This is a genomic window from Kitasatospora sp. NPDC059599 (assembly GCF_042735125.1).
Classification (GTDB): Bacteria; Actinomycetota; Actinomycetes; order Streptomycetales; family Streptomycetaceae; genus Kitasatospora.
Genome location: NZ_JBHWCL010000227.1, coordinates 1 through 10895, shown reverse-complemented (window position 1 = coordinate 10895; position 10895 = coordinate 1). Strand labels below are relative to the sequence as shown.

Sequence of the window (10895 nt, the reverse complement as noted above, 5' to 3'; positions counted from 1 at the left end):
GGTCGGGGCCGTCGTTTTCCCAGGCGGGCGGAGGTGGAGGCTACGAGATTCGAACTCGTGAGGGAGGCTCCCAACACGCTTTCCGACTCCCACGAAGGGTGTCCGCCGGGGTTCGAGCCCGTTCCGAGCCCGTTCCGAGCCTGTTCCGAGCCGCTTGTGTCGCTGGTCTTCGAACCCTGTTGGGCCGGGGTGAACGAGACCGGAACCGAGACCGGTGGCCCTCGGGCGCTACGCGGGCATCACGCCGTGGATGCGGGAGATGGTGAACACGCGTTCGTCGTCCCGCAGATGGCACCAGGCGTGGAGGTAGGGCGCGTCCAGTTCGAGTCGGCTGAGGGTGCGGACGGTCGCGCTGCCCGAGGTGGCGACGTACTCGATCGTGATCGTCCGGCCTTCGTTGACGGCGTGGGCCAGCTGGCGGACGTCGGTGAAGGACAGGTTGCGCGCGTGCCCGGCGATGATCTCCTCGGTGTCGCTGTCGTAGGGGCGTCCGTCCCAGGGATCGGGCTCCGGGACGTCCTGCGGGGCAGTCAGCAGTCGGGCGGCGAGGGAGCTCAGGTCGACGGCCGTCCGGGCGTCGGCTGCACGGGCCTCCGTCTGCCGCGGCCGGGCCGGGCCGCCGGGCGGGCGCGGGGCCGGGACCGGGCTCGCCACGCGGGGACGCTGGGCGCGCTCGATGCGGACGGACCCGTCGGGCGCCTCGGCGACGGGGGCGTAGCCCGCGGACCGCAGTGCCGCGAGCGTCCTGTCCGGCGGGGTCCGGCTGATCAACACCGTCGGTGCCAGTTGCCGCAGGCCGAGCTGGGTGAGCTTGCGGTGGGCGGCCAGTTCGGTCAGGAGGGCGGGCTCCTCACCGTGGATCACGCAGGCCGCGGAGACGACGCGCACCCGGCCGTGGCTGCGCGCGGCGTCGTGGATCAGGTACGAGAGCGGCTGGGGGAGCGGTTCGACGGCGACAGCGGCCAGGTCGGCCGTGATGACATCGGGGGTGAGGCCCGCGTCGAGGGCACGGCGGACGCTTCCCGGGCTGAACCGCCAGACGGACGCGGCACCGGCGGTCTCCCGGTCGGCGACGGAATCCAGCAGCGTGACCAGGGCCGCCGACGGCGTGCCGGCGACCACGGCTGTGAGATCGCTGCCGAACCGGGCGGTCCCGCTGGCGGCGGGCAGCAGGCGTCGACAGGCGTCCACCAGCGCCCGGGCGTCATCGGCGAACAGGGCGGCCCCGATCGGGGACAGGGCTCCGAGGGCGAGTGCGCCGAGCACCTCCGCCTCCTGGATCAGGGTGGCGAACGGTGTGGCGTCCTGGGCGAGTTGGTCGACCAGCGGACGGTGCCACACGATCGACATCCCCAGGTCGGCGAGGTCCGCTGAGCCTTCGCCCGCCGGGAGCTGCGCCGCCACCGCGAGCAGCCCGTGCCGGGCCTGGACGCAGCCTCCGCAGGGCGGTGCCCCGGTGAGGGCCGGCAGTGCCTTCCCGTCCTCGTCGCGGCTTCCGCCGGGGGTCAGCGCCAGTGTCCACCACGACCGGAGCAGCACGGCGAGTCGGTCGGCCGGCTCCTCTTCGGCCCAGGTGTCATAGGCGGCGGTCGCCGCGACCCGCTCGCCGTCCCGGGCCAGCAGTCCGGCCGCGCTCGCCGCCTCCAGTACGAGGCGCACCACGATCTCGTCGCACTGCGCCGCCTTGCCGATCCGGGACAGTTCGCGGGAGCCGATCCCGCCGGCCTTCAGCCGAGCCGGGGGAGTGGCGGCGCACACCCTGAGGACGGAGGCGGCATGGGCGGCGAACGCCATCGCGGCCGCTGCTGCCTCCCGCTCGACCTCCGAAGCGGTGACGGACACCGATCGCAGGACGGGCGGGACCGGCGTGAACGGAGCGTGCCAGTCGGGGCCGCGCAGCGCGAGCGCCACCTCTGCGGGCATGCGGGCCGGACCGTGCCGGTGCCGGTCCTGGATCAGCAGCCCGCGTTCCAGCGCCCATCGTTCGCCCGGCCCGGAGTCGGACGACGGCGCGCCGAACAGGATGAAGCGTGATCGCTCCGGCGCCCGAACCGCCTGCCGCTCAAGGAGCTTCCGGGCGGCGGCGGGAGCCTTGGCCACCAGCGCGGCGACCCGGTCCGGATCGCTGTGATGATCGATCAGCGCCGCCAGCCGGTTCTGCTTGTTGTTGCCGGTCGGCTTGATGCCGAGGGCCGCCAGCATGCGGCCCAGTTCGGCGGAGGCGGTGTTCGCCAGGAGCTGCGCCAGCGACGCGTCCAATCCCAGGGGCGACTCCCACGCCTGTCGCAGCGGTGCCGCCATGCGCAGCAGCCCGTTGCCGTCCGGCCACACCAGAGCGCGATCGGCCAGCGCCTCCAGAACCGCGTCCAGGTCGTGAGTGCGCTCCCCGTCCGCCGCGTCCAGGAGACCGGCCAGGACGTCCCGCGAAGTCGGCGTGAGCGCGGCGAGCGCCTCCGCCACCTGCAGGTACGGCAGCACGAGCCGGGGCAGCGCCAGCGCCACCGACGCCGGGCGCTGAAGGCGGTCCGCCAGTTCACCGATCGACCGCGGCTCCGGGGCCGACACCGCATCCGGGCGCGCCGCCAGGACCCGTTCCAACTCGGGTGCGCCGAGACCGCGCAGCCACGTGGCCAGAGTCGATCCGCTCTTCTTGCTGATGGGGAACACCTCGCCGGGTAAGGAGCCGTCCTGTCCCGGCGTCGGCCGGGCAACTCAAGAATGGCGCACCACGTGGAGGACGTGGATCGCTTCCGGCACCGGCTCCGGCCGGCCACCCGGAGACCACGGAACGCAGAAGGCCCCGACCGGTGAACCGGTCGGGGCCTTCGTTCGCCCGGGCGGGCGGAGGCGGAGGATACGAGATTCGAACTCGTGAGGGATTGCTCCCAACACGCTTTCCCATTCTCCTCGGTGCCGTCCGCCGGGGTCCGTGCCGGTTCTGACCAGCCGTGTCGGACCCGCCCGGCGCTCTCGGCGAATCAGAGGGTGGCGGCGCGCAGTGCGATCAGGGCGATGGAGGCCATGGTGAGGACCACCGCCGGAGGCGCGCCCTTGCGGTCGCCGACTCGCAGGTGGGAGGCGACCGCCCCGGCGAAATAGAGCGTCAGGCCGATCGCGGCGGCGATTCCGACGGATCCCCACCAGAGTCCGGCGATCGCACCTGCCGCGCCCGCGATCTGAGCGCCGATCAGGAAAGCCATCATGCCCTGCGGCACTCCGAGGGCGGACATCTGCTCGGTGATGTGCCGCGTCCGCAGGGACTTGGCCCCGGCCGATACCAGGAGAACGGCCGACATGAACACAGTGACGACGGCAAGGGAGACGAACACGGCTGAAACCTCAATCGTGCGAGATACGAGCAAGGGACGTGCGCACCTCGACGACGATAGGCGGCCGATAGGTACCTCCAGGTAACCTTCGGGGCATGAGCCAGCGACCCGGGATCGCCTTCCTCGCCGACTGCCCCGCACTCCTGGCCATGGAGATCATCGCCAGCAAGTGGTCCATGGTCACGCTCTTCGCGCTGACCGACGGCCCGTTGCGCCACGGCGAGCTGGTCGAGCTGAGCGGCGGCATCTCACGCAAGGTACTGACCCAGACGCTGCGCCGGCTCCAGGCCAACGGGCTCGTCGAGCGGCACGCGTATGCCGAGGCGCCGCCGCGGGTGGAATACGGCCTGACCGATCTGGGGCGAACCCTGGAGGAGCCGATCAGGTTGCTCACCGCCTGGGCGCGGGAGAACGGCGAGGCGGTCGTCGCCTTCCGGGAAGCAGCCGACGCGGCCACAACCACCGAGGCGGACCGGGCGACCCCGGTGAGGATCCCTCCTGTCGACGAGAACCCGAACCGTTTCTGATCAACAGGTTGCGAAGGGGCTTCGCGGCGGGATCGTTCGCTCCGGCCGCGTCGGTCCCGTCACGACAGCGCCGCGACGGAGAGCTGGTTCGCCCTGTTCCAGGCCGGGACCACCGGCCCGTCCCAGCAGACGGCGAAGGCCCGGGACCGCTGATGCAGTCCGGGCCTTCGGCCGGCGGAGGATACGGGATTCGAACTCGTGAGGGATTGCTCCCGGCACGCTTGCCACATGTTCGTCCGGTGGTCCGGGAGCGTCCGTAGGCATCCTGACCTGCGCCGGAGCGTCCGCCGGCCGGTGACTGCACGGTGCCGGACGGAGGTGAATGCCACCAGAACTGCAACCACGATGGGGCTTTGCTCCGCCCGACCCGGTGGGCGTACCGGCGGGCGACCGGGGGCGCGATGCACTGCTGTCGGGCGTAATGGAAGGACCCGCCCCGGCGAACGGCACCGGGGTTTCGGGGTCGATCGAGCCGGTGCCGAGTGCCGTGACCGGAGGAGGACGGCGGTGAGCGAGGATGCGCGGTGAGCGGTCGTCCGGCGCAGCGGGGCCGGACCGGTCGGAGGGGCGCGGCGAGTGTCCGCTGGGCGCGCTGCTCGATCGGGCCCACGAGCTGCAGCCCCAGCTGATCGCCCCGCTGGTCGCCGACGTGGTGCGCGGGCTCGGCGGTCGTGACTCGGCGCTCCTGCTGCAGGACTACGGCCAGCTGGTGCTGGTGCCGCTGCCGGAGCGGGGGCCGGCGGCCGGGGAGCCGGTGCCGATCGACGGCTCCCCGGCGGGTGCGGCCTTCCTGCACGGTGCCCTTGTCGAGGAGCCGCAGGTCGACGGGGTGCGGGTGTACCTGCCGTTGCTGGACGGTGGCGACGAGGTGGGGGTTCTGGCCCTCACGCTGGATGCCGTCGATGACGACGACCGGCGGTTGTTGCGGCGCCTCGCCGCCCTGGTCGCCGATCTGCTGATCACCAAGAGCGGCTACACCGACCGGATCTTCCAGGCCCGGCGCCTCGAACCGATGAGCGTGGCGGCCGAGATCCAGTGGTCGTTGTTGCCGCCGTTGTCGATGACCGTCCAGCGGGTCGCCGTGGCCGGCATCCTCGAACCCGCCTACCAGGTGGCCGGTGACAGCTTCGACTACGCGCTCAACGACGACCTCCTGCACGTGGCCACGATCGACGCCATGGGCCACGGGCTCGACGCCGCGACCATGGCGACCGTCGCCATCGGCGCGTACCGGCACGCCCGGCGCGCCGACATCGGGCTGGCCGAGATCTACGCGTTCATGGACCGGGCCATCGCCGAACAGTTCGGGCCGGACCACTTCGTCACCGCTCAGATGATGCGCCTGGACACCCTGACCGGCCACCTGCAGTGGGTCAACGCCGGCCATCCTCAGCCGCTGCTGATCCGCGACCACGTCGTCATCGAGCGGCTTGAGAGCGAGACGACCCTGCCGGTCGGTTTCGGCGGCGAGGAGCCGGTGATCAGCGAGCGGGTGCTGCGGCACGGGGACCAGGTGCTGTGCTTCACCGACGGCCTGGTCGAGGAGCGCGAGCCCGGCGGGGAGCAGTTCGGGGAGGAGCAGCTCATCGACTGGGTCAACCGGGTCGAGCGCTCGCAGGCCGGAGTGCGGGCCGTGGTGCGGGCACTCTCCAACGTCCTGAAGGAGAAGCGGGGCGGGCGCACGAGCGACGACGCGACCCTGTTCCTGATCGAATGGCGCTGAGCGGGCCGGCACCCCCGCGCCGACTCTCCTTGCCGGTCGGCAGACCGGATCGGCGAGCTGTGGGCGGAGTACCGTGGGGATATCGGGGCGGCCCAGCTGCCGCTCCCCGACGGTCGGCCCTCGTTCGGTGGGGCTGGTGAGTGTCCACGGACGGGCGGCGAGCCATGTCGGACGAAACGGGTGCTGCGCTACCGGGACTTCTGCCGGACCGGTTCCGGCAGGCCGCGAAGCCGGGGACGGTCCTGTTGCGCCTGGAGACCACACGGTCCCGCGAGGGTGTGCTCGACGGCGCGTGGTGGCCGCGTTCGCGGGACGTGGAAGCTGAACTGCCGGGTTTGGTCAGGGCGTTGACGGAACACCTCGGCCCCGTGGTGAGTGTCGGGCTGGACACCGAAGCCTGGGACGACGTGCCGGCCCGGCTGGTCGTCGACGGCCGGTCGGTGCACATCGACCGGTACCCGGTCGGTGACGACACGGTGATCGTCACGCGGGGCGACCGCGATCATTTCAGTCTGCTCGTCGTCCCCCCGCAGGCGAGCCGGGAGGCGGCCCTGGCCGCGATGGCACGTGCGGTCGAGGCCGACGGAAGCGACTCGGCACGGCAGATCCTCGTCGCCACCGGCATCGGCTCCGAGGTACCGGGCGAAGCGTCCTGAGGGACGGACGGCCTCGTTGCCGGGCTCCTCGGGCAGACAGGAAAGGCGGGACGGAGAGATGTCCGTCTACGTGAAACTCTCGGCCGACGCCCGGGCGCCGGCGGAACCCTCGAAGGGGCCGCTGGACCTGCAGTACGAGGACGGCGCGGACGACGGCGTCACCTTCGAGTACGACCTGCACGCCAGCGGCGCGCTGCGCATCCTGCGGGTCTTCGAGGACACGCCGCACCGGATCGAGGCGTGCTTCAGCCCCGGGGCATGGCTCCAGGTCGCGGGCACCTACCTGCGAAGCGGCTCCGAGTACTGACGACGATCCGTTCCGGGGGAACCGCGCGCCCCGACGGCGGCCGACTGCTCTGCGGTGGGCGGGCGGATCACCGGTCGCTGTCGATCGGCCCCGCCCATACAGTCGTGTCCGGGGGCGGGATCGTCGGCACGGGAGGCCAGGATGCGGCACTACCGATGGGTTCTGGAGACACAGGACGACGACGGCCGGTGGTCCCGGCAGGACGGGGCTCCCCCACAGGACCCGCTGGAGTACGACGGGCCGCCCCAGCAGGCGGCCAACCACCTGCGGGAGGTGTTCGTACGCACGCTCTCCCGGCCCGTGCCCGGACCCCGGGCGATCAGGATCCTTCTCTGGGACGGGGCCGACATCGCCGGCCGGCCCCTGGCCGAGGCCGAATGGTCACGCGAGTGACACACCCGGCCCGCGGCCGTAGGGACATGCCCTACAGCCATACGCCGCCCTCGAACGTCGCGGGCCCCCGGATCTCCATCATCGGTCGGCCCCGGTACGGCCGCCTGCCCGGACGACGGCGGACCGGAGAACGACGAAGGCCCCGACCGGCGAACCGGTCGGGGCCTTCGTGCTGCCATGGCTGGCAGAGGCGGAGGATACGAGATTCGAACTCGTGAGGGATTGCTCCCAATACGCTTTCCAATTCTCCCGAACCCTGTCCGCCAGCGTCCGTACGTGTTCTGACCTGCGGGGAAGCGAACCGTTGGGCAGCGGCCGAACCCAGCCGGACGGGGGTGAACGAGACCAGAACTGAGACCAGGGCCGGGCCGGGCCATGCGCCGAAACAGGTGCCCGGGGCGCTGGTGGCCTCGAAGACCGGGCTCTCCCGGGTCCATCAGCAGACTCCGGGCGAGCTGCGCCATCCGCCGCGCCTTCGGCCGGGAGGAGTCGTGGGGCCCGTTGCTCGACCAGCCCCGGGCAGAGGACAGCGACTTCGCGCGCCCTGCGTCACCTGTTCGGTGGTCAGTCGGCCCGGCCGTCGTCGTCCTGCAGGAGTTCGACGATGATCTCGATGCCGAGCGCGTAGGCCGGCGTGCCCGAGGTGATGAGCGCGGTCTCGGCGACTCCGATGAGGTCGGCGATGCCGGCGCCCGCGTGGAGTGCTCCCCGGGCGTGGATCCGGGCCGGTTCCGCCCGACCGAGAGCCAGCAGCTGCCCGAAGTGGACCAACTGCTGCACTCGACCACCGAGTGGGCTGTCGGCCAGCACGATGTGGCGCAGGGCCGTGAACGCCTCCTCCGTGGGGAGCCGGCCGAAGGCCTGGGCCACCCGCAGACGGTCCTCCACCGCGCCCGGGACGGCTCCGAGCGTCGTGCGGTAGCGGTCCCGCAGGGCTTCGGAACGCTCGACGAAGGTGTGGTCGGTCATGACGAGACCCGTGCTATCGAGGCCCGGACGGCCTCCAGAGCGCCCTCGGGGAAGTCCACGGCCCCGCCGATCGCCGCGGCGGCGATCTCGGCCTCGGCGCTTTCCTCGATCGCCACCACGAGGTGGCCGGCAGCCGCCGCGTCCGCGCCGAACACCAGCAGCCCGTGGTTGGCCAGGAGGACCGCGGCCGTCGTCGGGCGTCGTTCCAGGACGTCGGCGATGCCCCGGACCGACACGTCCGACCCGCGCGGCCCCCAGGGCACCACCGGTACGTCCTCGGGCTGTCCGAAGCGGAGCATCGGTTCGGTGCGGCACGGCAGCGGCCGGTGGGCCACCGCGAAGGCCGTCGCGGCGGGTGAGTGGGTGTGGATGATCGCGCCCACGTGCGGGCGGGCGCGGTAGACGACGCTGTGCATGGCGATGATCTCGACGCTGACGGAGCGCAGTTCTCCTTCCAGGACCTGCCCGTCGAGACCGACGGTCGCCAGCTGGTGGGGTTCCAGGTCGCGGACGAATCCCGGGGTCAGCAGGAAGCGGTCGGCGTCGAGCCTGACGCTCAGGTTGGCGTGTCCGGAGTGCGACATCACCCCCGCCACGAAGAGCTGCCGGGCAGCCTCGACGAGCTGGTGGGCCCGGCTCGTCACTTCAGGTGCGTCTGTCATCTCTTCATCTCCCAATTCTCTGTCGGCGGCGGCCGGTTCGCCGCTGCTGCACGTGCCGGCCACTCTGCGACTTGAACTAAGGTTCAAGTCAAGCGTCGGGCCGGTACGACGAGATGACGAGAGCAAGGGGAGGGGCGAAGCGTGCGCATGACGATCGGTCAGCTCGCCGAGATCACCGACGTTCCCGCGTCGGCCATCCGGTTCTGGGAACGCCACGGCCTGCTGCCTCCGCCCGAACGGCAGAGTGGGCAGCGGCGCTATCCGCCGCAGGCCGCGGAGCGGATCGTGCTGTTGCGCAAGTTCCAGCAAGCCGGGCTGAGCCTGGCCGAGGTCAGGGAGTTCCAGCAGGACCAGCCGCGCAGGCAGGCGATGATCCGCGCCAAGGTCGCCGAGATCGAGCAGCGCATGGTCGATCTCGACCACGCCCACCAGCTCCTGACCCATGCCCTCCAGTGCAGCAAGACGGACATCGTCAGCTGCCCGACCTTCCGGGAACAGATGGCGACGTGGAGTCGGTCCAGCTGACGGCAGAGACCGCGACCACGGGACGACGAAGGCCCGGACCGCTTCACAGCGGTCCGGGCCTTCGATCAAAGGCGGAGGATACGAGATTCGAACTCGTGAGGGATTGCTCCCAACACGCTTTCCAAGCGTGCGCCCTAGGCCTCTAGGCGAATCCTCCGTGGGAGAGCTTAGTACATGTTTCGGGGTGGTCGCGACCACCTATCCCGCAGGCCCGGGGTCGGGGTGGCCTGTGGATCGTCGGGGCCGGGATCCGGTACTGTGGGGGTCAGCCCCTCGTGCGGCGTCATCTCTCTGAACCCCCCCAGGGCCGGAAGGCAGCAAGGGTAAGAGAGCTCTGGCGGGTGCACGAGGGGTCTTTGCGTTCCCCCGGGGGCCCTTGGGCGGGCGTGGGGGAGTGAGGGGCGACGCGTTTGTCGGCCCGTCCCGATATCGTCGGTGGTGTGTCCCTAGCCCTGTACCGCCGCTACCGCCCCGAGACCTTCGCGGAGGTCATCGGGCAGGAGCACGTGACCGCTCCGCTCCAGCAGGCCCTGCGTAACAACCGGGTCAACCACGCGTACCTGTTCAGCGGGCCGCGCGGCTGTGGCAAGACGACGAGCGCGCGCATCCTGGCCCGCTGCCTGAACTGCGAGCAGGGGCCGACGCCCACGCCCTGCGGGGAGTGCCAGTCCTGCCGTGACCTGGCGACCGGCGGGCCCGGCTCGATCGACGTGATCGAGATCGACGCCGCCTCGCACGGTGGTGTGGACGACGCGCGCGAGCTGCGCGAGCGGGCCTTCTTCGCGCCGGTGCACAGCCGGTACAAGATCTTCATCCTGGACGAGGCGCACATGGTGACCTCGGCCGGCTTCAACGCGCTGCTCAAGGTGGTGGAGGAGCCGCCGGAGCACCTCAAGTTCATCTTCGCGACCACCGAGCCGGAGAAGGTGATCGGGACGATCCGGTCCCGGACGCACCACTACCCGTTCCGGCTGGTCCCGCCCGGCACGCTGCGCGACTACCTGGCGGACGTCTGCGGCCGCGAGGCCATCCAGGTCGAGGACCCGGTGTTCCCGCTGGTGGTCCGGGCCGGGGCGGGCTCGGTGCGTGACTCGATGTCGGTCATGGACCAGCTGCTGGCCGGCGCCGGCGAGGGCGGCGTGACCTACCAGATGGCGACCTCGCTGCTCGGGTACACCGACTCCGCGCTGCTGGACGAGGTGGTGGACGCCTTCGCCGCGCACGACGGGGCGACGGTGTTCCAGGTGATCGACCGGGTGGTCGAGGGCGGGCACGACCCGCGCCGCTTCGTCGCCGACCTGCTGGAGCGGCTGCGCGACCTGGTGATCCTGGCCACCGTGCCGGACGCCGGGGAGAAGGGGCTGATCGACGCCCCCGCGGACCGGATCGCGGTGATGCAGGCGCAGGCGGACGCGTTCGGCGCGGCCGAGCTGAGCCGGGCCGCGGACATCGTCAACACCGGGCTGACCGAGATGCGCGGCAACGCCGCGCCCCGGCTGCAGCTGGAGCTGATCTGCGCCCGGGTGATGCTGCCCGGCGCGTACAGCGACGAGCTGTCGCTGCAGGCGCGGCTGGACAAGCTGGAGCGGCGGGCGGCGGCGGGCGGGTTCGCCACGCCGGCGATGGTGCCGGGAACGGTGCCGGGGACGGCCCCCGTGGGCGTTCCGGCGGCCGTGCCGGTGTCGGTGGCCGAGCCCGTGGCCGCGCCGCCCGTGGCCGTGCCGGCACCGGAGGCGCAGGTCGCGGCTCCGGTGCAGGCCGCGCCCGTGCAGGCTCCGCCGCCTCCGGCCGCGCCCGCCGGGCC

The 10895-nt window shown here is 71.9% G+C and carries 11 protein-coding genes, 1 tRNA gene and 1 other RNA gene; 8 read left to right on the top strand and 5 right to left on the bottom strand.

Annotated features, from left to right (window positions below; genetic code table 11):
- Window positions 1–228: 228 nt before the first annotated feature.
- Both ACFV04_RS41775 and ACFV04_RS41770 read right to left on the bottom strand, forming a co-directional pair.
- The gene (locus tag ACFV04_RS41775) at window positions 229–2667 is read right to left on the bottom strand and encodes a helicase C-terminal domain-containing protein (protein WP_380536336.1); all 2439 of its coding nucleotides are present in this window, start codon (window positions 2665–2667) and stop codon (window positions 229–231) included.
- Between the two features lie 311 nt (window positions 2668–2978).
- Window positions 2979–3329, bottom strand: a complete 351-nt coding sequence (locus tag ACFV04_RS41770) for a DoxX family protein (protein WP_380336759.1) — start codon at window positions 3327–3329, stop codon at window positions 2979–2981.
- A 95-nt stretch (window positions 3330–3424) separates the two neighbouring features.
- On the opposite strand from ACFV04_RS41770, the gene ACFV04_RS41765 reads away from it, so the two are divergent.
- The 5 genes from ACFV04_RS41765 (at window position 3425) to ACFV04_RS41745 (ending at window position 6935) form a co-directional block, all read left to right on the top strand.
- Window positions 3425–3856 carry a winged helix-turn-helix transcriptional regulator gene (locus ACFV04_RS41765; protein ID WP_380336757.1) on the top strand — a complete coding sequence of 144 codons (432 nt, stop codon included), beginning with the start codon at window positions 3425–3427 and terminating at the stop codon, window positions 3854–3856.
- Window positions 3857–4373: 517 nt separating this feature from the next.
- Window positions 4374–5579, top strand: a complete 1206-nt coding sequence (locus tag ACFV04_RS41760) for a PP2C family protein-serine/threonine phosphatase (protein ID WP_380536334.1) — start codon at window positions 4374–4376, stop codon at window positions 5577–5579.
- A 164-nt stretch (window positions 5580–5743) separates the two neighbouring features.
- Window positions 5744–6235 carry a DUF5994 family protein gene (locus tag ACFV04_RS41755; RefSeq protein WP_380536339.1) on the top strand — a complete coding sequence of 164 codons (492 nt, stop codon included), beginning with the start codon at window positions 5744–5746 and terminating at the stop codon, window positions 6233–6235.
- 58 nt (window positions 6236–6293) lie between these two features.
- Window positions 6294–6542 carry a hypothetical protein gene (locus tag ACFV04_RS41750; RefSeq protein WP_380336749.1) on the top strand — a complete coding sequence of 83 codons (249 nt, stop codon included), beginning with the start codon at window positions 6294–6296 and terminating at the stop codon, window positions 6540–6542.
- 141 nt (window positions 6543–6683) lie between these two features.
- Window positions 6684–6935 (top strand): hypothetical protein, encoded by a 252-nt coding sequence (locus ACFV04_RS41745; RefSeq protein WP_380336747.1) that lies wholly within the window; start codon window positions 6684–6686, stop codon window positions 6933–6935.
- A gap of 564 nt (window positions 6936–7499) precedes the next feature.
- Here the strand turns inward: ACFV04_RS41745 and ACFV04_RS41740 are convergent.
- Window positions 7500–7904: a carboxymuconolactone decarboxylase family protein gene (locus ACFV04_RS41740; protein ID WP_380536331.1), complete on the bottom strand. Its 405-nt coding sequence runs from the start codon at window positions 7902–7904 to the stop codon at window positions 7500–7502.
- Window positions 7901–8566 carry a class II aldolase/adducin family protein gene (locus tag ACFV04_RS41735; protein WP_380336739.1) on the bottom strand — a complete coding sequence of 222 codons (666 nt, stop codon included), beginning with the start codon at window positions 8564–8566 and terminating at the stop codon, window positions 7901–7903. The genes ACFV04_RS41740 and ACFV04_RS41735 overlap by 4 nt, the downstream gene beginning before the upstream one ends.
- A 147-nt stretch (window positions 8567–8713) precedes the next feature.
- Between ACFV04_RS41735 and ACFV04_RS41730 the strand changes: the two genes are divergently transcribed.
- On the top strand, window positions 8714–9091 hold the full coding sequence (locus ACFV04_RS41730) for a MerR family transcriptional regulator (protein WP_380337194.1): 378 nt from the start codon (window positions 8714–8716) through the stop codon (window positions 9089–9091).
- A 72-nt stretch (window positions 9092–9163) separates the two neighbouring features.
- On the opposite strand, the gene ACFV04_RS41725 is transcribed toward ACFV04_RS41730, so the two are convergent.
- A tRNA-Ser gene (locus ACFV04_RS41725) sits at window positions 9164–9248 on the bottom strand.
- Window positions 9249–9355: 107 nt separating this feature from the next.
- Between ACFV04_RS41725 and ffs the strand changes: the two genes are divergently transcribed.
- An RNA gene (ffs, locus tag ACFV04_RS41720) (signal recognition particle sRNA small type) lies at window positions 9356–9452 on the top strand.
- 79 nt (window positions 9453–9531) lie between these two features.
- The coding region (locus tag ACFV04_RS41715) for a DNA polymerase III subunit gamma and tau (protein WP_380536329.1) at window positions 9532–10895 on the top strand (1364 nt) is incomplete at its 3' end.

Excerpts from the sequence above, each read along its gene's own strand:
- ACFV04_RS41765 (WP_380336757.1), top strand. The coding sequence starts at position 3,425 with ATGAGCCAGCGACCCGGGATCGCCTTCCTCGCCGACTGCCCCGCACTC.
- ACFV04_RS41760 (WP_380536334.1), top strand. The coding sequence starts at position 4,374 with ATGCGCGGTGAGCGGTCGTCCGGCGCAGCGGGGCCGGACCGGTCGGAG.
- ACFV04_RS41755 (WP_380536339.1), top strand. The coding sequence starts at position 5,744 with ATGTCGGACGAAACGGGTGCTGCGCTACCGGGACTTCTGCCGGACCGG.
- ACFV04_RS41750 (WP_380336749.1), top strand. The coding sequence starts at position 6,294 with ATGTCCGTCTACGTGAAACTCTCGGCCGACGCCCGGGCGCCGGCGGAA.
- ACFV04_RS41745 (WP_380336747.1), top strand. The coding sequence starts at position 6,684 with ATGCGGCACTACCGATGGGTTCTGGAGACACAGGACGACGACGGCCGG.
- ACFV04_RS41740 (WP_380536331.1), bottom strand. The coding sequence starts at position 7,904 with ATGACCGACCACACCTTCGTCGAGCGTTCCGAAGCCCTGCGGGACCGC.
- ACFV04_RS41735 (WP_380336739.1), bottom strand. The coding sequence starts at position 8,566 with ATGACAGACGCACCTGAAGTGACGAGCCGGGCCCACCAGCTCGTCGAG.
- ACFV04_RS41730 (WP_380337194.1), top strand. The coding sequence starts at position 8,714 with ATGACGATCGGTCAGCTCGCCGAGATCACCGACGTTCCCGCGTCGGCC.